We start from the raw sequence: 20,093 nt of genomic DNA, 5'->3' as shown, positions 1-20,093 counted from the left end.
CGCCGTAAACGCTGGCCTCGATCGCCTGCGGATGCTCCAGCAGCGCCGACTCCACCGCCCCGCAGCCGATGTCCTCGCCGCCGCGGATCACCAGGTCCTTGATGCGGTCGACGATGTAGACGAAGCCGTCCTCGTCCACATTGGCCACGTCGCCGGTGCGCATCCAGCCGTCGACAAAGGTCTCGGCGTTGGCGTCGGGCCGGTTCCAGTAGCCGCGCATGATCGAGGCGCAGCGGATCTGCAGCTCGCCCCGCGCCATGCACGACGGCGACTTCCGACGCCCGTTCAACCCGCTGCTGGAATTTCGGTGACAGTGCATCAATTCGGTCAGAGGTGAGAACCGGCACGCCAATTGAATGCACTGTCACCGTATTCCAATTCGGTCAGAGGTGAGAACCGGCACGCCAATTGAATGCACTGTCACCGTATTCAGGAACGGAACCAACGGAATCGCCGCCCTACCCGCCCCTACCCCGCCCGCGGCAGGATCAGGGCCACCCGCAGCCCCGGGCCGATTTCGCCCACCTTGCCCGGACCCTCCGCCAGTTCCAGCCGGCCGCCGTGGGCTTCGGCGACGGCGCCGACCAGGGAGAGGCCGAGGCCGGCGCCGGGTTGGCTGCGGCTGTTTTCCAGGCGCACGAAGCGCTCGACCACGCGGGGGCGGTCTTCCTCGGGCACGCCGGGGCCGGTGTCGGTGATGGAGAACTCGATCTCGCCCGAGGAGCGGCGGCGCACGCGCAGCATGATGGCGCCGCCCGAGGGGGTGTACTTCACGGCGTTGTCGAGCAGGTTGGCCAGGGCCTGGGCCAGGAATTCCTGGTTGCCGCGCGCCTGCAGCCCCTCGGCCATCTCGGCCTGGAAGTCGAGGCCGGCGTCCTCGCAGAGGGGCTCGTAGAGTTCGGCGATGTCGGCGGCGAGCTGGGCCGGGTCGAAGAGGACCTGGTCCGGCGCCGAGCCCGCGGCCTGCAGCCGGGCGATGGCCAGGACGGCGCCGAAGGTCTTGAGCACCCCGTCGGTGTCTTCCAGCGCCTGGCCCAGCGCCTGTTCGGGGTCGCCCTTGCCGGCTTCCACGTCCAGATAGGCCACCTCCAGCCGGGCGCGCAGGCGGGTGAGCGGCGAGCGCAGGTCGTGGGCGATGGCGTCGCCGGCGTGGCGGTGGCCGGCCATTGAGCGCTCCAGCCTATCGAGCATCTCGTTGAGGCCCTCGGCCAGCTCGTCGAACTCGTCGCGGGTCCCGCGCACCGGCGCGCGCGCGCCCAGGTCGCCGTTGCGCACGGCGGTGACCACGTCGGTGAGGCCGGCCATGGAGCGGCTGACATTACGGCTGACCAGCACCCCGCCCATCAGGCCCAGGACCACAACCAGGGTGCCCGCGCCGCGCAGGGCGTTGACGATCTTGCCCACATAGGCCTGGTCCTCGCTGACGTCGGCGCCGACGAACAGGATCTCCCCGCCCCGCAGATGCTCCTGGAAGCCACGGGCCGGATGCTTGATGGGCCGACCCTCGACGTCGAAGTCGGTGACCGAGAAACTCGCGCGGGCCGGGACGGCGTTGATGTCCTCCAGGGGCGACTCGGCGATGGAGCCGGAGATGCGGGTGCCGTCCGACTTCATCAGGAGGTAGAGGAAGGGCCGCTCGCTGGCCGCCCGCTCGATCAGGGACTGGTTCACCGCATCGACGCCGGCCCGCTCATAGGCCGCGACCAGGGAGTTCATCTCGCGGGTGATTTCCTGGTCGGTGCGCCGCGTCGCCTCGCCGGCGGTGGCGACATAGATATAGGCCAGGAAGGCGCTGGCCGCGGCCCCGAACAGGGCCAGGAACAGCAGGGTCAGCCGGAAGGGCGTCGTGCGGAACAGCCGCGGGAGGCGCATGCCGGGGGACATCTAGGCGGCCAGTTCCGTGACCCTTCTCCCCTTGCGGAAGAAGGTGTCGCGCGACGGCGCGACGGATGAGGGGTCACGTTGTGTTCGACGAAATGGCGCGACCTTGTTCGTGTGGTTCGTTTGGTTAGTGGACATTCTGGATTGGCCTCGCGGCGTCGCGGCCGGAAGACTTGGAACCACGAACCACACGAACCACACGAACGGTGGATCAGACCGAACTTCGGAGAATGAATCTGGGTCCCGGCCTGCGCCGGGATGAGCGGATGGGGGGGCGCCGCAGATCATGTGTGACCCGCCCCTACGGCTCCAGGCGGTAGCCCGCCCCGCGGACGGTCAGCAGCATGGCGCGGTCGAAGCCCTTGTCGATCTTGGAGCGCAGGCGCGAGACGTGGACGTCGATGACGTTGGTCTGGGGATCGAAGTGGTATTCCCAGACCTTCTCCAGCAGCATGGTGCGGGTCACCGACTGGCCGGCGTGGCGCATCATGAATTCCAGCAGTTGGAACTCGCGCGGCTGGAGGTCGATCTCCTTGCCCTGGCGGCAAACCGAGCGGCCGATGAGGTCCATCTCCAGCTCGCCGACCCGCAGCAGGGTCTGGACCGAGCCGGTCTCGCGGCGGCGCGACAGGGCCTGGACCCGGGCGCTGAGCTCGGCGAAGGCGTAGGGCTTGACCAGATAGTCGTCGCCGCCGGCCTGGAGGCCGGTGACGCGGTCGTTGATCTCGCCGAGCGCCGAGAGGAAGAGGACCGGGGTCTGGTCGCCCTCGCGGCGGATGGTCTCCACCAGGGTGACCCCGTCCATCTTGGGCATCATGCGGTCGACGATCATCACGTCGAACTCGCCGTCGCGGGCGGCCTTGAGGCCCTCCTCCCCGTCGGCGGCGCGGACACAGGCGTGGCCGCCCTCGGTGAGGCCGCGGTCCATGGCCTCGGCCGCCTCAAGGTCGTCCTCGACGATCAGAATCCGCATGGCTTTCCCCCTTCAAGAATCCGGAGCTTAGCCGGAAACCTTGATCGGCAGGAAGGTGGTCCGGCCGGCGCGGTAGACGCCGATCAGGATGCTGGGACGACCGCTGCGTTTGGCGGCCTCGACCGCCGCGGAGAAGTCCGAGGCCGACGCCACAGGACGGCCGCCCGCCTGGGTGATGACGTCGTTCTTGCGCAGGCCGCGCTGGGCGGCGTCGGAGGACTGGTCGACGCTGTCCACCACCACGCCACGCAGGGGGGTGTCGATGTTCAGGCGGGTGCGGGCCGCGGCGTCCAGAGGGGTGAGCTTCAGGCCAAGGACGGCCGGGAGCTGGACGGCCGGACCGGAGGGGCCGCCGGAGCTGCGGGGGCTGCCGGAATTGTCGTTGGCGGCCAGCTCCTTTTCGGTGGGGCGCACGCCCGAGCGGATGTCCACGGTGCGGCGCTTGCCGTCGCGGAGCACTTCGAGGCTCAGGGTGTCGCCGGCGCGGGCCTTGGCCACCTCACGGGTCAGTTCCGAGGAGGTCTTCACCGTGACGCCGTTGACGGCCACCACGACGTCGCCCGGTGTCAGGCCGGCCTTGGCCGAGGGGCCGCCGGGGACCAGGTCGGCGACGATGGCGCCCTTCTGGCCGGGCAGGCCCTGGGCGTCGGCCATCTCGGCGGTGTAGTTCTGGATCGAGGCGCCGATATAGCCGCGGGTGATCTTGCCGCCCGAGATCAGGGCCTTGGTGGTGGCGTCGGCCACGTCGGAGGGGATGGCGAAGCCGATGCCCACCGAGCCGCCCGAGGGGGAGAAGATCGCGGTGTTGACCCCGATCACCCGGCCAAAGACGTCGAAGGTCGGGCCGCCGGAATTGCCCCGGTTGATGGGGGCGTCGATCTGGATGTAGTCGACGAAGGTCTCGCCGATGTCACGGCCATAGGCCGAGATGATGCCCGCCGTGGCGGTGCCGCCCAGGCCGAAGGGGTTGCCGACGGTGATGACCCAGTCGCCGACCCGGGGCTTGGCGGAGTTCTCGAAGTTCACGAAGGGGAAGTTGCTTCCCTTGACCTTGAGGACCGCCAGATCGGTGCCCTCGTCGCGACCGACCACGACGGCTTCCAGTTCGCGCTCGTCCTTGAGCACGACCTTGATCTCCTCGGCGTTCTCCACGACGTGGTTGTTGGTGACGATGTAGCCGTCGGCCGAGATGAAGAAGCCCGAGCCCGAGGATTGCTGGGTGGGCAGGCGGGGCTGGCCTCGCCCGGTCGTGCCGCCTTCGCTGTCGCCGTCCTCGCCCTCCGGGGCGCCGCGGGGAACGATGTCGAAGGGCAGGCCGGGGATCTGGCGGCGCAGGGCCGAGGCGTCGACCTTGGAGGTGACGTTGATGGAGACCACCGCCGGGGACACCTTCTCGAAGATGTCGGCGAAGGACAACGGCGCGCCGGGGGGCGGGGCGAAGATCGGGGCGGTGGAGGCCTTGAGCAGCATGGTGCGGTCCAGCGTGCTGTCGGGCTGGCCCACACGGGCCCCGGCGACGGCGGCGGTGGCGATGCTGACGCCGGCGATGGCGCCCCAGAGATAGCCGTTCTTCTTCGAGGTCATAATGCCTTCAATTTCCATTTGGGCCCGCACCGGGCTCCAACAAACCTAGGGTCGATGCCTTAGACCGCAACCCACGTGCAAGTTACGTTTAGGTCACGCTGCCAGCATCAAGGCGACCGATATTGGGCGCAATCGTGTCACGTCTGTTCCTTGTCAGCGAGAGCGGCGAGGCGGGCGGCCTCGGCCTCGGACAATTCGGCGTACGGACGCGGCGTGCGAAGGTTCCGCAGCAGCAGCAGGACCCCCAGGATCACCACGACAAAAGGGGCGCCCCAGAGGACGGCGTTGCCCCAGGAGAAGGCCGGCTTGAGCAGGACGAACTCGCCGTAGCGGTCGGTGAGATAGGTGCGGACCTGATCGTCGGACTTGCCCGACCGGATCTGGTCGCGAACCAGGAGACGCAGGTCGGCGGCCAGTTCGGCCGAGGAGTCGTCGATGGACTCGTTCTGGCAGACCAGGCAACGGACCTCGGCGAAGATGGCCCGGGCGCGGGCCTCCTGGCCGGGATCGGGCAGGCGCTCGGAGGGGTCGGAGGCCGCGGCCATGCAGAAGACGGCGGCGAGCAGGACCAGCAGCTTTTTCATTCGGCGACCGCCCGGCGTCCCACGGCCAGCCGCAGGCGGCGGTCCGAGATCGAGATGAGGCCGCCCAGCGCCATGATGGCGGGACCCAGGAAGATCAGCAGGGCCCAGGGGTTCCAGTAGGCGCGCACCAGCCAGACCTCGCCGGGGCGGCGCTCGCCAAGCACCACGTAGAGGTGGCTCGCGCCCTGGGTGCAGATGGCGACCTCCGAGGTGGTCTGGCCGCCGGTGGGGTAGAAGCGGCGCTCGGGCCTGGGGGTGCAGACCAGGGCGCCGTCGCGCCGCGCGGTGATGGTGGCGCGCTCGGCGTCGTAGTTGGGGCCATCGACGCCCTGGATGCGGTCCAGGGTCAGCTCATAGGCGCCGACATTGAGGGTCTGGCCGATGGCCAGGGTCTCGGCGGCCTCGGCCTTCCAGGCGGTCTCGAAACAGGCGCCCAGGACGAAGACGCCCAGGCCGAGGTGGGCGAAGGTCATGCCCCAGGCCCCGCGCGGCAGGCCGGTGAGCCGCCGCCAGGTCTCGGCGCGCGAGCCGCGGAAGGCCCGGGTGCGCTCGGCCAGCTCCACCAGGGCGCCGATGATCAGCCAGGCGCCCATGGCCAGGCCGGCGCTGGCCATGGCCTTGCGAGGGCTGACCACGGCGAAGGCCAGCAGGCCGCAGGCGACGGCGATGAGGGCCGCGACCCAGAGGCGCTGGGCCACGCCGAGCGCGTCGCCGCGCTTCCAGGCCAGCAGGGGGCCGGCCGGCAGCAGGATCAGCAGGGCGGCCATCAGCGGGGTGAAGGTGAGGTTGAAGAAGGGCGGGCCCACCGAGATCGCCTCCCCCGTCGCGGCCTCGCGGATCAGGGGATAGAGGGTGCCCAGCAGGACGGTGACCGTGGCCGCCGCCAGCAGGATGTTGTTGAGCACCAGGGCGCTCTCGCGGCTGACGGGGGCGAAGACGCCGCCAGGGCTCAGCGCCGGCGCGCGCCAGGCGAAGAGGGTGAAGCCCGCGCCGGCGGTGACCCCCAGGATCATCAGCAGCAGGACGCCGCGGGTGGGGTCGACGGCGAAGGCGTGGACACTGGTGAGCACGCCCGAGCGCACCAGGAAGGCGCCCAGCATGGAGAAGGTGAAGGCGGCCAGGGCCAGGAACACCGTCCAGCCGGCCAGCGCCCCGCGCTTCTCGGTCACGATGGCCGAGTGCAGCAGGGCCGTGGCGATCAGCCAGGGCATGAAGCTGGCGTTCTCGACGGGATCCCAGAACCACCAGCCGCCCCAGCCCAGCTCGTAATAGGCCCAGAAGGCGCCCAGGGTGATGCCGACGGTGAGCAGGCTCCAGGCCATCAGGGTCCAGGGCCGGACCCAGCGGGCCCAGGCGGCGTCGGCGCGGCCCTCCACCAGGGCGGCGACGGCCAGGGAGAAGACCACCGACATGCCGACATAGCCCGCATAGAGGAAGGGCGGATGGAAGGCGAGCGCCGGGTCCTGCAGCAGGGGGTTGAGGGAGCGGCCCTCGATGGGGATACGCGCCAGCCGCTCGAAGGGGTTGGAGGCCAGGACGGTGTAGGCCAGGAAGACGGTCCCGAGCGCGCCCTGGGTGGCCACCGTCACGGTCTTCAGGCCCACGGGCAGGCCGCGGCGGAAACCGGCCACGGCGGCGCCGAAGCCGGTGAGCGCCAGGCACCAGAGCAGCATGGAGCCCTCGTGGCTGCCCCAGGCGCCGGCCACCTTGTAGAGCATGGGCTTTTCGGTGTGCGAGTTGGCCGCGACATTGGCCACCGAGAAGTCGGAGGTGACGAAGGCGTGCATCAGGGCGGCGAAGGCGATGGCCACGCCGCCGAAGGCCGCCAGGCCCGCCCCGGCGCCGGCCCCGGCCAGCACCGCCGAGCGCCGCCAGCGGCCGGCCACGGAGAAGCCGACCTGGGCCAGGGACAGGACCAGGGCCAGGACCAGGGCGAAGGCGCCGATCTCGTTGATCATGTGACCGGGGTCTTCCCGGGGAGGTCATAGGCCGGCTTGGCGCCGTCGCCGCGCCACTCGCCCTGTTCCTTCAGGGCCTTGGAGACCTCGCGCGGCATGTAGCGTTCGTCGTGCTTGGCCAGGACCTGCTTGGCCTGGAAGACCCCGTCCTCGCGGTAGGCGCCGGTGGCCACGATGCCCTGGCCCTCGCGGAACAGGTCGGGCAGGTCGCCCTGGAACACCACCTTGTCGGCGGCGCGCGAGTCCCGGACGGTGAACTCCACCCGGCCATCGGGGTGCTTGACCACGCTGCCGGCCTCCACCAGGCCGCCGAGCTGGATCGAGCGCCCCACGGGCGGCTTGGCGGCGTCGGCCTGGGAGGGGGTGTAGAAGAAGGAGATGGAGTCCGAGAGCCCCCACAGGGTCAGGCCCACGGCCAGCGCCAGCACCGGGGCGATGGCCGCCAGCAGGGTCAGGCGCCGCCGCGCCTTGGGAGATTTCGGCAACCAGCCGCTCATCGCATGGGCTCCGTCTTGGCGGCCAGGTCGAGGGCCTTCAGCACATCGGGATCGGCGGCGAACCGCTTGCGGGCGCTCGCCAGGGCGGCGTCGCGCTTCTCGGCCTCCCCCAGGACGGCGTAGGAGCGCACCAGGCGCGTCCAGCCCTCGGCGTCGCCGGGATCGGTCTCCAGCTTGGCGGCGAGGCCCGCCACCATGCCGCGGATGGCGTCCATCTGGCCGGCCAGGGGGGCGGCGGGCGAGGGGCCGCGCTCGGCCTCGGCGATGGCCTGGCCAAGCGCCGCGCGGCGCGGGTCGGCGGGCGCCAGCTCGGCCTGCAGCGCGCGCCAGGCGGCGATCCCACCGGCCTTGTCGCCGGCGGTGATCCTGGCCCGGCCCAGATAGAAGCGGGCGTTGACGGTCCTGGGGTCGAGCTTCACGGCCTGGGCGAAGGCGCGCGAGGACTCAGGCGTCGCCTCGCCGCCGGCCTGGGCCAGCAGGGCCTCCCCCAGCAGCTCCCAGAGGTCGGCCTGGCGGGGCGAGAGCTCGATGGCGCGGCGCAGGGCGCGGGCGGCGGCGGAGGGGTTGTCGGAGGCGGCCTGGGCCATGGCCAGGTAGCGGAAGGCCTCCGGGTCCTTGGGGCGCTCCAGGGTCAGGGCCCCCAGCACGGCGGCCATTTCCGGCGGCGAGAGACTGGAGGGTTCGGCGGCGCGCCAGGCCGCCAGGCGCGACTTGAAGCCCTGGTCGGGATAGCCGGGCGAGCCCACGGCCAGATAGAGGCCGAGCGCCAGGACCGGCGCCAGGCCGGCCACCAGCAGCAGGACGCGGCGCAGGCCGGCGTCGACCCGCCAGGGGGCGGCCCCGGCGTCGGCGGCGGTGAGCAGGCGCCGCGCGGCCTCGGCGTGGGCGCCCTTGCGCTCGGTCTGCGCGATCAGGCCACGGTCGGCGAGGTCGTCGATCTCCCCGAGCTGGCGGCGATAAAGGGCGAGCGTCGGGTCTTCCGACCCGGCGTTGACCGCCGCGCGCGCGGCGGTGTGCAGGACGAGGAAAGCCGCGGCGGCGGAGATCAGGCCGGCGACCACCCAAAAGGCGAACATCAGCGGCGTGTAGCTGAAACCGCGCGGCAGCGCGAGGGCCTTGCGGACCCTACTCGGCGGCGGCGGCGGCCTCGGCCTGGGCCGCGCCAAGGGCGGCGGTGGCGCGGCGGCGGATCACGTCGCCGGCGCGGGGCTCCCGCAGCAGGGCGGCGCAGTCGGCGGCCACGTGCAGGAAGGCGCGGCCGGTCTCGGGATCCTCCACCACGCCCTCGCGGATGAGGGCCAGCGCCTCCTCGACATAGTCGTCGAGGGTCTCGCCGGTCTTCTCCACCACCTTGGCGCGGGTGGAGGCGAAGCCGCCATAGTTGGCGCTGGTGCGCACGGATTCGATGAAGGTGAGCAGGGTGATGGCGCGGGCCACGGCCTTGGCGTCCGGCTCGCCGGTGAGGCGCGGCAGGCTCTTCATCATGCGGGCGACCCGCACGGTCTGGGAGGGCAGGGCCTGGCCGATGACCTTCTCGAGTTCCCGCAGCCGGCCCTCGACCACGGCGGCCAGGCCCTTCTTCTGCTTCTGGACCCGCCCGCCCCAGCCGCCCTCGCGGCCCAGCTCGATGGCGTTCTCCATCTCGGCGATCTGCAGGGTGATGAGTTCGACGGTGGCGCCGGCGTCGCGGCCGGCCTGGGGCCCGCCGTCGAGGTCGAGGTGGACGACCTTCAGCAGGTTCTTGTCGATCTCGTCCATCACCCGGGTGGCGAAGACCGAGAGCTCGGAGGCGGCCAGGTAGTGTTCGGTGGGACGGTCCATCACCGCCGAGACGATGCGCAGGATGGTCCAGCGCTCGGCCAGCTGGGCGGCGAGCATGTCGAAGAAGCGGGGCCCGGCGTCGTCGGAGATGGCCACGGCGTCCTTGTAGGCCACCCGCGCGGCGGCGGCCCGCTCGTCGGTGGTGCGGCTGATCCACTCGGGCAGGCGCAGGGTCGCCTCGCGCACGATGGGGGACAGGGCCAGGCAGGAGAGCAGCAGTTCGGCCCCGCCCTTGCGGCATTGGTCGGCAAGCTCGGCGGCGGCGGCGAAATCGCGCTGCTCGCGTTCGCGCAGGCCGTCGGCGGCGGCCACCACCAGGATGTCGAAGGGTTCGGTGGAGGTCTCGTCGGCCCGGTAGTCCACCAGGGTGCGTTCGGCCTTCAGGACCTCTTCCGGCGCGGTGGCCTTCAGGGCGCGCCAGATCAGGGACAGGACGCGGGCGGGAAAGACCAGGCGTTCGGGGTCGGAGCCGTCAGCGACGAACAGGGGGGCGACGGGGGACAGGACCGCGTTGCGCAGCCGGCGGTCGGCGACCTCGCCCTCCACAAGACGGCGGACTCCGGCCAGGACAGAATCCCCCGAAGCGGCGGCCAGCGCGTTCTGCAATCCGCCCACGACCTTGTCGGGCGCCGATTCGACGAGATGGCGGACGATTTCGATCTTGCGGTCGGACAGACCGGGCATTTGAACGCTCCCGACGCGTTCGAGAGACACGCGTCAGGGGAGAACATGGTTCCGCCCGGGTTAAGGCTTTCCAAAGGCTAAGGAATCACGCCTCGGCCCGGGGCAGCTCCAAGTCCACCGCCAATCCCCCCAGGCGGGCGTCCGACAGGGTCAGGGCGCCGCCATAGGCGCGGGCCAGTTCGTCGATGATGTTGAGGCCCAGGCCCGATCCCGGCGCGCTCTCGTCCAGCCGGGCGCCGCGCCGGACGGCGGCCTCGCGCTCCTGCGGCGACAGGCCCGGCCCGTCATCCTCGATGGAAAGCCTGAACCGCTCGGGGGAAATGGCCTCGGCGCGGACGCGGACCTTGCCCGCGCACCACTTGGCGGCGTTCTCCATGGCGTTGCCGGCCAGCTCCAGCAGGTCCTGGCGCTCGCCGAGGAAATAGAGGTCGTCGGCGGCGTCCCAGTCGATGGTGACGCCCTTGTCCTGGAAGATGCGCTCCAGGGTGCGCGACAATTCGTCCAGCACGTCGGCGACCGAGGTCCGTTCTCCCGAGCCCTGGGTGCGGGCGGCGGCGCGCGCGCGGCGCAGATGATGGTCGACCTGCTGGCGCATGGCCTCCGACTGTCGGGTCACCACCTCGGCCAGGGCCCCCGGCTGGGCCTGTGATTCGGCCAGCATGACCGACAGCGGGGTCTTCAGGGCGTGGGCCAGGTTGCCGACGTGGGTGCGCTGGCGCTCCACGACCTCCTGGTTGTGGGCCATCAGCGCGTTGAGCTCGTCGGCCAGCGGCTTCAGTTCGGTGGGATAGGTCCCCTCGATTCGCTCGCGCTTGCCGCGCCGGACATAGGCCACCTCGTGGCGCAGGGCGAAGAGCGGGGTCAGGCCCACCCGGACCTGGATGACCACGGCGGCCACCATGCCCACCCCCAGCAACAGGAAGGCCACGGCGGTGGCGGTGACGAAGTTGCGGATGTCGCGGTCGACGGGGCTGCGGTCCTCGGCGGCCATGAACACCACCGGGGCCTTGCCGCCGGGCAGCTCGGCCCGGCTGGCCATGGCCCGCAGGGGTTCGTTGAGGGGCCCGCGGGTGTCGTAGACGATCGGCTTGCCGGGGTCGGCGGCCAGGCGCAGGGCCAGGTCCGGCGGGGTCTTGAGCTCGCTGTCCCACAGGGAGCGGGAACGGACCCCGGGCTTGAGCACCCCATTCACCGGGACGCTGATCTGCCAGTACTTGCCGGAATAGGCGCGCAGGGCGCGTAGGTCGGTCAGGGCCGGAGCCAGGACCTCACCCCTGTCGTTGATGGTGGTTCCGGCGGTGAGGTTGTCGATCAGCTCGGCCAGCCCCTGGTCGAACCGCCGCAGCGCCGCCTGCTGGAACAGCAGGGCCAGGACGATGGCGGTGACCACCAGGACCGCCAGGGACCAGCCCGCCGCCAGGATCACCAGGCGGCGGACGAGGGAGGGTCGGCTCAGAGCCTCGAATTTCACGAGCCGGCCGCCTCACCTCCAAGTTCGTCCGCCGGCGCGGTCAGCCGGTAGCCGAGGCCGCGGACGGTGTCGATGCGGTCGGCGCCGATCTTCTTGCGAACCCGGCCGATGAAGACCTCGATGGTGTTGGAGTCGCGGTCGAAGTCCTGGTCGTAGAGGTGCTCCACCAGCTCGGTGCGGCTGATCACCCGGCCCTGGTGCATCATCAGATAGTGCAGCAGGCGGTATTCCAGGGAGGTGAGCCGCAGGGGCTCGCCATTGACCGTGGCCCGGGCGGCGCGGGGGTCCAGGCGCAGGCCGCCCACCGACAGGCTGGGGGCGGCGTGACCGGCCGAGCGGCGCAGCAGGGCGCGCAGGCGGGCCAGCAGCTCCTCGGTGAGAAAAGGATTGGTGAGATAGTCGTCGGCGCCGGCGTCGAAGCCAGCGACCTTCTCGCTCCAGGCGCCGCGGGCCGTCAGGATCAGCACCGGGACGGCCATGTTCCCGCGCCGCCAGCGCTCCAGGACCGAGACCCCGTCCACCTTGGGCAGGCCAAGGTCCAGGATCACCGCGTCATAGGGCTCGGTCTCGCCCAGGAACTGGGCCTCCTCGCCGTCGGGGGCGTGGTCCACCGCATAGCCGGCGTCGCCCAGGGCGGCCTTCAGCTGCCGCGACAGGTCCGGATCGTCCTCGACCAGCAGAATACGCATGTCTTTCCTCTACCCGCCTTCGCGCGACAGGATCTGGCCGCTCTCGGCGTCGACGATGAAGATCATCACCCGGCCGTCGGGGGTCTGCCACTGAACGAAATAGGCCGGGCGGCCCGAATAGTCGCCCATGGTGGTGTTGAGCTGCCGTCCCGGGGTGCGCGAGGCGATCATGGCGATGACCCGCGACAGGGAGACCTGGCGGCCGCCGCGCACGGCGTCGCGGGCCTGATCCTGGTCGCCACGGGCGCCGTAGGACGGCCGCCCGTAGTCCGGATAGCCCTGGGCCTGGGACGCCACCGGGGTGAGCGCCAGGAGAAGAGCGGCTATGGCGATGGAACGCTTCATGCCCGACGGTTTAGAGGCCCGCGACTGAACCCAGCCTGAATAGGGGGTTTATGCAGGTGGTGCGGCGGTCTGTCACGCGGCAGGCGCGTGGGAGGGGGATGGGGTCGACGGCATGGCCTCTCAGACCAGGGCCTCAAGCTCGGCCTTCTGCTTGCGGGTGAGGCCTGAGCGGACCAGGTCGTAGGACCCGGCGACGAGGCGTTCGATCTCATCGGGCGGCAGGTCGGAGTCCAGGGTCACGCAGATCCAGAAGCGGCGGTCCAGATGGCTGCGGTGGCCGACGCCCGCATATTGCTCGCGCAGGATCTCCACCAGCTGGGGATCGCACTTCAGGATGACCGACGGCTCGCCCTTCTGGGTCAGGATGGCGAACATCTTGCCCATGACCTTGTAGAGCGCGACGCCGGGGGCGGAGGGCAGGGCTGAGCCGACGGCGCCGGGCTTGGCGGCCAGAACAGCCTGGAGGGCGGCGGCGGAGTCGCTCATCGCGGCGCTAGTGGGAGAGTGACAGTAGGTTGCCGTCCGGGTCCTTGAACCAGCAGACGCCCCCCGCGCCGCCGGGCGGGGTCCAGACACCGAACTCGTCCTGTTCCATGCCCTCGAACCGTTCGAAGCGGACGCCCTTGGCCGCGAGGTCGCGGGCCGCCGCGCGGACGTCGGGGACGCGCCAACCGAGGGCGGTGAAGGGCTGGGGCGTCAGGGCGGAGACCTTGCTCAGGCGCAGCGGGACATTGGCGCCGTCATAGGTGAGCGCGAAGGGGTCTTCCTCCAGGAGGCGAAGACCGAGCAGATCGCCGTAGAACCGCTTGGCGGCCTCGGGATCGGTGATGGCCAGCATCGGCTGGATCAGGCGCTCGCTGAGCATGGAGCCTCCGTCGCGCGGGAGCGCGTTCAGCGGCCCCCTTCACCTCGGGAGCCTAGCACCGAAGACGGTGGAGGTCAGCGCCGGCGCGGTGTGAAGGGCCGTTCGGCGCGCCAGGTCACGGCGAAGGCTTCCAGGGCGGGGTCGATGGTCTCGGGCAGCATCAGGACGATGCGGGCCAGCAGGTCGCCGCGCTTGCCCTTGGGGTCGGAGAGGCCGCGGCCCTTGAGGCGCAGGGAGGCGCCGGTGTTGGCGCCCTTGGGCACCGAGACATTGACCGCCCCGTCGGGGGTCGGCGCCTGGACCTTGCCGCCCAGGACCGCGTCGGGGATGGAGACCGGCAGGTCCATGACCAGGTTGTCGCCCTCGCGCCGGAAGAGGGCGTGCGGGCGAATGGTCATCTCGATGAAGGCGTCGCCGGGGCCGGAGCGGCCGGGCGAGCCCTGGCCCTTCAGGCGCAGGGTCTGGCCCTCCTCGGCCCCCTTGGGGATGGAGACGTCGATGGTGCGGCCGTCGGAGAAGGCGATGCGCTTCTTGGCGCCGTGGATGGTGTCCTCCAGGTCGATCTCCAGGCGCGCGCGCACATCGGCGCCGCGCTGGGAGAAGCCACCGAAGCCGCCGCCCTGGCCGCCGCCGCCGGGGCGACCGCGGCCCAGGATGTCGCCGAACAGTTCGCTGAGGTCGATCTCCGGGCCGTCGGCCTGCTGGCCCCGGGGGCTCCAGCCGCCGCCGCCCTGCTGGCCGAAGGGGCTGCCGCCGCCGAAGCCGCGCATGGTCTCCCGGCCGTCGGCGTCGATCTCGCCTGCGTCGAACTTCTTGCGCTTGTCGGGATCGCCGATGATGTCGAAGGCCGCGCTGACGCGCTTGAACTTCTCCTCCGAGGCCTTGTCGCCCGGATTGGTGTCGGGGTGGTGCTTCTTGGCCAGCTTGCGGAACGCCTTGCGGACCTCATCGGCGCTCGCGCCGCGGGCCACGCCAAGTTCCTGATAGGGATCGCCAGCCAAGAGACAAAGACCTTCGGTGATTGTTCGACAGATGTGGGGAACGCGTGGCCTTCAATTAGGCTGTTTGGCGCCGCGCGCAAGGGCTGATGTTGCAGAAATGCCACACGCCGTCACGGAGGCCGAGCCGCTAGCCTGATGGCGTTGGGACCGGGACGCCGTGCGCATTGTCAAACTCTTCCTCTGGCCGCGGGGCCGCCTGGGCCGTCGGGGGTTCTGGGCCGCCCTGGCGGGCCTGCTGCTGGCCGCCGTCATCGTGGACCTGGCCTTCTACCTGACCAGCCCCCTGCCCCCGCTGCAGGTGCGGTTCCATATCGCCCTGGCCGGCCTCTATGGGTGGCTGTGCCTGGCCGCCAAGCGGCTAGAGGACGCCGGGCGTCCGCGCCTGCTGGCGGCGCTCCCGGCCGCGATCCTGATCGCCGGCCTGGCCTCGACGGCCTTCCTGGTGGGAGCCCTGGACGGACGAGGCCCGGCGCCGACGACGATGATCGGGTTCTTCGGACCCCTGGCCGGGGTGCTGGTCTTCCTGGGGGCGACGGCGTGGATCGGGATGGCGAGACCGAAGGGCTAGGTGCGCCCCTCTCCGCTCATCCCCGGCGAGGGCCGGGCCTAAGTTCTCAAACCAAGTGCAACACCCTGCGTCGGCGGAGGTGTTGGGATGGGACAGGTCAACGATCAGCTCAGCCTTGAGGCGCGGTGCGAGATTGCCGGAGCCCAATCGACCTTGCCAAATGGCAGAGTGTCGAAAGATAGTGACTGATTGCTATCTTCTGTTTATGGATTCAATGGTGGCTCGTCAAAATCTCCCTGCTGCGCAACGCCGAGAAGTGACCGTGGAAGCGGTCGTTGACCTTGCCGCGACGCGCAATCCGGCCGAAATCACCACGGGCCAGATCGCTGAGCATATGCAACTGACCCAAGGGGCGCTGTTCCGCCACTTCCCGACCAAGGACGCGGTCTGGGATGCGGTCATGGTCTGGACGGCCGACCAGCTCACCCGACGGCTCGATCAGGCTGAGGCAAGAGGCTCGTCGCCTTTGTCTGCGCTTGAGCAGATGTTTCTGGCGCATGTCGATTTCGTGGTGGCCCGGCCTGGCGTCCCCCGCATTCTGTTCGGGGAGTTGCAGCGCACCGGTGACACGGCCGCGAAGCGAAGCGCACGGGCTCTGATCAACGGGTATCGAACACGCTTGGTGAAGCTTCTCCATCACTGCAGCACCAATGGCCATCTGCCCGCTGATCTCGATACCGAAGCCGCCGCGACGCTGTTCGTCGGCACCATCCAGGGTCTGGTGATGCAAGCCATGATGACCGGGGACTTCCCGGCGATGCGGGCCATGGCCGGCCGGGTGTTCAGAATCTACCTCAAGGGTATCGGGGGAAGACCATGAAGCTCACCCTGCCAGGCAATCGGCGGACATGGTTGTTAATCGCGGTCCTGACGCCGCTGATCGTGGTGTTCGCCTATGTAGCGCTGCGCTCAGGCCCGCTTGCGCCCGTGCCGGTCACCTTGGTGACGGTGGAGGAAAAAGCGATTTCCCCGTCGCTCTTTGGCATCGGCTCGGTCGAAGCGCGTTACACGCACCGTGTCGGCCCCACCACCGCGGGGCGCGTGCGCGTGGTGCTGGTGGATGTGGGCGACCATGTCGTCGCCGGCCAACCGCTCGCTGAAATCGACCCGATCGATCTTGACGAACGCATTGCCGCGCAAGGGAGCGCGGAAGGTCGGTCCTTCGACCTTGAGCGGGCCGCGCAGGCGCAGCTTGCCGAGGCGCAGGCGCGAGCACGGCTGGCCCGGACGCAGGCCGGTCGAGCCGAACAGCTTCTCAAGGGGGGCTGGGTGACGCAGGCGGCCGTCGATGTCCGGCGTCAGGAGCTGCAGGTGGCGGAAGCCGGGACGGTGGCGGCTCACGCCAACGCCGCGGCGGCCTTACAGGATCGGGGGCGCACCGGCGCGGAACGGGCGGCGCTCGTGCGCCAGAAGGCCAACCTGCTCCTCGTCGCGCCCGCCAGCGGACTTGTCGTCCGCCGCGCGGTGGAACCTGGAACCACCGTGGTCGCCGGACAAGCGGTCGTGGAAATCATCGACCCTGCCAACCTGTGGATCAATACGCGCTTCGACCAGCTTCAATCGACCGGCCTTCAACCCGGACTGCGCGCCCAGGTCTTGCTCCGGTCGCGCGCCGGAGCCCCGCTGGTGGGGCGCGTCATCCGCACCGAGCCTCTGGCCGACGCGGTAACCGAGGAAGTGATGGCCAAGGTCGGGTTCGAGACCCGGGACCTGCCGCCCGTTGGCGAACTGGCGGAGGTGACGGTGACTCTCCCGCCCGCCAGGAAGTCACTCGCCGTGCCGAACGCCGCCATTCACAGGGTCAAGGGCAGGTCCGGCGCATGGATCGTCGAGGACGGGAAACTCCGCTTCCAGCCGGTCACCACCGGGGCGACCGATCTGAATGGGACTGTCCAGATCTTGAGTGGGCTGAAGCAGGGCGCACGCGTGGTGGTGTATAGCCAGCGCAGCCTGACCGCCCGCACCCGCATCCGGGTCGTCGACCAGCTTGCCGGCAGCCGGCAATGATCAGCCTTGCGGGTCGCGACATCCTCCATAGCTGGGGGAAGTTCGTCTTTACCGGTATCGGCCTGGGGCTGCTGATCGGCGTCACCCTGACCATGGCCGGCGTCTACCGCGGCATGGTCGATGACGCCCAGGCGATGCTGGACAATAGCGGCGCTGACCTTTGGGTGGTGCAGAGAAACACGCTTGGCCCCTACGCCGAACCGTCAAGCATCAATGACGATGTCGACCGATCGATCCGCGCCATGCCCGGCGTCGCGCGGGCGGCCAATGTGACCTACCTGACAATGCAGATCGGCCATGCCGGACGCGACGTTCGGGTCATGGTGGTCGGCATCAAGGCCGCGTCACCCGGTGAACCCGGCCAGCCCCCCCATCTTATCGCCGGGCGCCAGATCGTGCGCGCCCACTACGAGGCGGTCGCCGACGTGAAGACCGGCTTTCGTCTGGGCGACGTCGTGCAGGTGCGGCGCAACCGATACAAGGTCGTGGGGCTGACCAGCCGCATGGTGTCTTCAGGTGGCGATCCGATGCTGTTCATCCCCTTGAAGGACGCCCAGCAGGCCCAGTTCCTCAAGGACAGCGACGCGATCGTCCGTCAGCGGGCTCGCACGGCGCGGAATCCCGCGCTCAATCCCCCCGGAAATCCCGGCATGGTCGACGCCGTGACCGCCTCCCAGACCAGCAATCCCTATGTGAATGCCGTTCTGGTGCAGATCAAGGAGGGGTTCAGTCCTGACCAGGTGGCCGAGCCGATCCGACGCTGGCAGCGGCTCACGGTCTACACTCGGGCGGAGATGGAGGAGATTCTGGTCGACAAGCTGATCGCCACATCCGCGCGTCAGATCGGCATGTTTCTCGTCATCCTCTCCATCGTCAGCGCGGCGATCGTCGCCTTCATCATCTACACGCTGACCATGGGTAAAATCCGGGAGATCGCGGTGCTGAAGTTGATCGGCACACGCAACCGGACCATCTCGTTCATGATCCTGCAGCAGGCGCTCGGACTTGGCCTGATCGGCTTTGTCGTCGGCAAGATCGCCGCCACCGCCTGGGCCCCGATATTCCCCAAGTACGTTTTGTTGCTGTCCAGCGATTCCGTGCGCGGGTTCATCGCGGTCATGGTGATCTGCGCGATCGCCAGCCTGCTTGCCATCCGCGCCGCGCTTCGGATCGATCCCGCGGAGGCCATCGGTGGCTGACGGCATCCGCATCGAAAATCTCGTCAAGACCTACGGGGAAGGCGAAACAGCGGTCCATGCCCTGCAGGGCGTGGACATGCATGTCGGGCCCGGAGAGGTCGTCGGCCTCATCGGACCGTCGGGGTCCGGCAAGAGCACCCTGCTCAAATGTCTGGGGGCGGTGATCGAGCCAACCTCCGGGCGGATGACGATCGGTGAGCAGACCATTTACGACAACGAATGGAAAATTCCTGACCTGCGGGCGCTGCGTCGCGATCGGATCGGCTTCATCTTTCAGTCGCCCTATCTGATCCCGTTTCTCGATGTCACCGACAATGTCGCCCTTCTGCCGATGCTCGCCGGCGTCACCAACGCCAAGGCCCGCGCCCATGCGGTGGAATTGCTCACGGCGCTCGATGTCGCCCATCGCGCCAAGGCCATGCCATCTCAGCTCTCAGGGGGCGAACAACAGCGCGTCGCCATCGCCAGGGCGCTGGTGAGCCGTCCCCCCGTGATCCTCGCCGATGAGCCGACAGCGCCGCTCGACGGTGAACGAGCGTTGGCGGTGGTCAAGATCCTCAATGACATGGCGGCCCGCTACCAGACCGCGATCATCATCGTCACCCATGACGAGAAGATCATTCCCACGTTCAAGCGCCTCTATCACATCCGGGACGGCCGGACCCATGAGGAGGGCGGTCGAGTGGAGCCGGCATCTTGATCTCGACCCGGCGGCCGCTTGCGCAAGTCAGCGAACTCCGCCCGTGGCGTTTTGCGGCCCTGTTGATGGCTGCAACGCTCCTGCTGACCGCGTGCGCAACAGCGCCTCGCGGAGAAGCGTCCCCCCAATCCTCAGCATCAGCGGCCCCCATCGGCTTTTCACCGCTTGTCCGCTCGCTGGGGGTCGAGGGCCGGGTGGCAGGAAGAGAGGCTGCCGAGAACATCGCACGCCTGCGCGCCTCGGTGACCGATGGCGGTTTCGACATCCTGGCCATTTCCGGCGGGGGCAGCAGCGGCGCCTACTCTGCGGGGGTTTTGACCGGCCTCTCTCGCGGTGGCATGCGCCCTCGATATGAGGTGGTCACGGGCGTCAGCGCCGGAGCGCTCATTGCGCCATTCGCCTTTCTCGGGCCGGACTGGGATCCGCAATTGACCGAGGCCTTCGTCGGCGGCCGAAGCCAAGAACTGCTGCAATCGCGCGGCCTTGGAGCCCTGTTCAAGCCGGGCCTGAATTCCGGCAAGCCACTGCGGGAACTTGTCGATCATTTCATTACCGGAGACCTTGTCGCTGCCGTGGCTGAGGAAGCCAGGAGCGGCCGCGTCCTGCTTGTCGCCACAACTGACCTGGACAGGCAGGAGACCGTGCTTTGGGACATGGGCTCCATTGCACAGCGGGGGGGAGCTGAGGCGCTGACATTGTTTCGGGATGTGCTTGTCGCGTCAGCGAGTGTTCCAGGACTGTTCCCACCCGTCATGATTCATGTCGGAAGTCAGGCTGGAAGCTATGATGAGATGCACGTTGATGGCGGCGTGACGACACCATTTTTTATTGCCCCGGAGATCACCCTTCTCTCGCCGGGACAACTCACCGACTTGCGTTCGGCCAACGTATACGTCCTGATCAACGCTCAGCTCCGCGAATCTCCCCGCACAACGCCGCAGGCGACGATCCCGATAGTGGCGCGCAGCTTCTCTACACTCATGCTGCACATGACGCGGGCGGCGATCGCGGGAACATCGGCTTTCGCCGCCCGCCAGGATATGAATTTTCACTTGGCGGCGATCCCCGCCGAATACCTGGATCAGGGTTGGTTGGACTTCGACCCAGCACGGATGCAGGCCCTGTTTGACCTTGGAGAAGCGCGAGCGGCGAGCGGTCAGCTTTGGCGATCCGCTGAGCAGGAACTTGCGCGGTCCGCCGGCGGTGACTGAGCGCCGCCCGGTCCGGCAGCGGCAAGGCTACGCAGCGAGCCTAGCAGCGAGCCTA

Annotated in this window: 20 protein-coding genes and 1 pseudogene; 6 read left to right on the top strand and 15 right to left on the bottom strand. The window is 69.4% G+C overall.

Features of this window, described 5'->3' with window-relative positions; all coding sequences use genetic code 11:
• The 15 genes and pseudogenes from Q7T09_RS07320 to Q7T09_RS07250 form a co-directional block, all read right to left on the bottom strand.
• Positions 1-259, bottom strand: a pseudogene (locus Q7T09_RS07320) (AMP-binding protein); the annotation flags it as partial.
• A gap of 209 nt (positions 260-468) precedes the next feature.
• Positions 469-1,872: a HAMP domain-containing sensor histidine kinase gene (locus Q7T09_RS07315; RefSeq protein ID WP_304698864.1), complete on the bottom strand. Its 1,404-nt coding sequence runs from the start codon at positions 1,870-1,872 to the stop codon at positions 469-471.
• Positions 1,873-2,182: 310 nt separating this feature from the next.
• Positions 2,183-2,854, bottom strand: a complete 672-nt coding sequence (locus Q7T09_RS07310) for a response regulator transcription factor (protein ID WP_304698862.1) — start codon at positions 2,852-2,854, stop codon at positions 2,183-2,185.
• A gap of 27 nt (positions 2,855-2,881) precedes the next feature.
• Positions 2,882-4,438 (bottom strand): Do family serine endopeptidase, encoded by a 1,557-nt coding sequence (locus Q7T09_RS07305; protein ID WP_304698861.1) that lies wholly within the window; start codon positions 4,436-4,438, stop codon positions 2,882-2,884.
• A gap of 137 nt (positions 4,439-4,575) precedes the next feature.
• Positions 4,576-5,022, bottom strand: coding sequence for a cytochrome c-type biogenesis protein (locus Q7T09_RS07300; RefSeq protein WP_304698859.1), 447 nt, complete (start codon positions 5,020-5,022; stop codon positions 4,576-4,578).
• Positions 5,019-6,980 (bottom strand): heme lyase CcmF/NrfE family subunit, encoded by a 1,962-nt coding sequence (locus tag Q7T09_RS07295; protein ID WP_304698858.1) that lies wholly within the window; start codon positions 6,978-6,980, stop codon positions 5,019-5,021. Before Q7T09_RS07295 ends, Q7T09_RS07300 begins: the two co-directional genes overlap by 4 nt.
• Complete coding sequence (gene ccmE, locus Q7T09_RS07290; protein WP_304698856.1) at positions 6,977-7,477, bottom strand: cytochrome c maturation protein CcmE; 501 nt, start codon at positions 7,475-7,477, stop codon at positions 6,977-6,979. Before ccmE ends, Q7T09_RS07295 begins: the two co-directional genes overlap by 4 nt.
• Positions 7,474-8,553: a c-type cytochrome biogenesis protein CcmI gene (gene ccmI / locus Q7T09_RS07285; RefSeq protein WP_304698854.1), complete on the bottom strand. Its 1,080-nt coding sequence runs from the start codon at positions 8,551-8,553 to the stop codon at positions 7,474-7,476. The genes ccmE and ccmI overlap by 4 nt, the downstream gene beginning before the upstream one ends.
• 49 nt (positions 8,554-8,602) lie before the next feature.
• Positions 8,603-9,982 (bottom strand): hypothetical protein, encoded by a 1,380-nt coding sequence (locus Q7T09_RS07280; protein ID WP_304698852.1) that lies wholly within the window; start codon positions 9,980-9,982, stop codon positions 8,603-8,605.
• Positions 9,983-10,067: 85 nt separating this feature from the next.
• Entirely contained in the window at positions 10,068-11,453 is a 1,386-nt protein-coding gene (locus Q7T09_RS07275; protein ID WP_304698850.1) for a sensor histidine kinase, read from the bottom strand.
• Positions 11,450-12,142: a response regulator transcription factor gene (locus Q7T09_RS07270; RefSeq protein ID WP_304698849.1), complete on the bottom strand. Its 693-nt coding sequence runs from the start codon at positions 12,140-12,142 to the stop codon at positions 11,450-11,452. Before Q7T09_RS07270 ends, Q7T09_RS07275 begins: the two co-directional genes overlap by 4 nt.
• A gap of 9 nt (positions 12,143-12,151) precedes the next feature.
• Positions 12,152-12,487 (bottom strand): PepSY domain-containing protein, encoded by a 336-nt coding sequence (locus Q7T09_RS07265; RefSeq protein ID WP_304698848.1) that lies wholly within the window; start codon positions 12,485-12,487, stop codon positions 12,152-12,154.
• 120 nt (positions 12,488-12,607) lie between these two features.
• A complete protein-coding gene (locus Q7T09_RS07260; RefSeq protein WP_304698846.1) occupies positions 12,608-12,973 on the bottom strand; it encodes an MmcQ/YjbR family DNA-binding protein in 366 nt (121 codons plus the stop codon).
• 7 nt (positions 12,974-12,980) lie between these two features.
• A complete protein-coding gene (locus Q7T09_RS07255; protein WP_304698844.1) occupies positions 12,981-13,352 on the bottom strand; it encodes a VOC family protein in 372 nt (123 codons plus the stop codon).
• Positions 13,353-13,426: 74 nt separating this feature from the next.
• On the bottom strand, positions 13,427-14,353 hold the full coding sequence (locus Q7T09_RS07250) for a J domain-containing protein (protein WP_304698843.1): 927 nt from the start codon (positions 14,351-14,353) through the stop codon (positions 13,427-13,429).
• Between the two features lie 157 nt (positions 14,354-14,510).
• Here Q7T09_RS07250 and Q7T09_RS07245 point away from each other — a divergent pair, with 157 nt between their 5' ends.
• The 6 genes from Q7T09_RS07245 to Q7T09_RS07220 all read left to right on the top strand — a co-directional run bounded on the left by Q7T09_RS07245 (position 14,511) and on the right by Q7T09_RS07220 (position 20,038).
• On the top strand, positions 14,511-14,921 hold the full coding sequence (locus tag Q7T09_RS07245; RefSeq protein WP_304698841.1) for a DUF805 domain-containing protein: 411 nt from the start codon (positions 14,511-14,513) through the stop codon (positions 14,919-14,921).
• 214 nt (positions 14,922-15,135) lie between these two features.
• Complete coding sequence (locus tag Q7T09_RS07240) at positions 15,136-15,741, top strand: TetR/AcrR family transcriptional regulator (protein WP_370689214.1); 606 nt, start codon at positions 15,136-15,138, stop codon at positions 15,739-15,741.
• Entirely contained in the window at positions 15,738-16,928 is a 1,191-nt protein-coding gene (locus tag Q7T09_RS07235) for an efflux RND transporter periplasmic adaptor subunit (protein ID WP_304698837.1), read from the top strand. Before Q7T09_RS07240 ends, Q7T09_RS07235 begins: the two co-directional genes overlap by 4 nt.
• Positions 16,925-18,127, top strand: a complete 1,203-nt coding sequence (locus tag Q7T09_RS07230; RefSeq protein ID WP_304698836.1) for an ABC transporter permease — start codon at positions 16,925-16,927, stop codon at positions 18,125-18,127. Before Q7T09_RS07235 ends, Q7T09_RS07230 begins: the two co-directional genes overlap by 4 nt.
• Positions 18,120-18,827 (top strand): ABC transporter ATP-binding protein, encoded by a 708-nt coding sequence (locus tag Q7T09_RS07225; RefSeq protein WP_304698835.1) that lies wholly within the window; start codon positions 18,120-18,122, stop codon positions 18,825-18,827. The genes Q7T09_RS07230 and Q7T09_RS07225 overlap by 8 nt, the downstream gene beginning before the upstream one ends.
• Positions 18,824-20,038 carry a patatin-like phospholipase family protein gene (locus Q7T09_RS07220; RefSeq protein WP_304698833.1) on the top strand — a complete coding sequence of 405 codons (1,215 nt, stop codon included), beginning with the start codon at positions 18,824-18,826 and terminating at the stop codon, positions 20,036-20,038. The genes Q7T09_RS07225 and Q7T09_RS07220 overlap by 4 nt, the downstream gene beginning before the upstream one ends.
• Positions 20,039-20,093 lie beyond the last annotated feature (55 nt).

This window comes from Phenylobacterium sp., from assembly GCF_030645195.1.
In the GTDB taxonomy this organism is placed as follows: domain Bacteria; phylum Pseudomonadota; class Alphaproteobacteria; order Caulobacterales; family Caulobacteraceae; genus Phenylobacterium.
The sequence above is the reverse complement of the archived record's forward strand: the minus strand, read 5'-3'. Positions and strand labels throughout refer to the sequence as shown.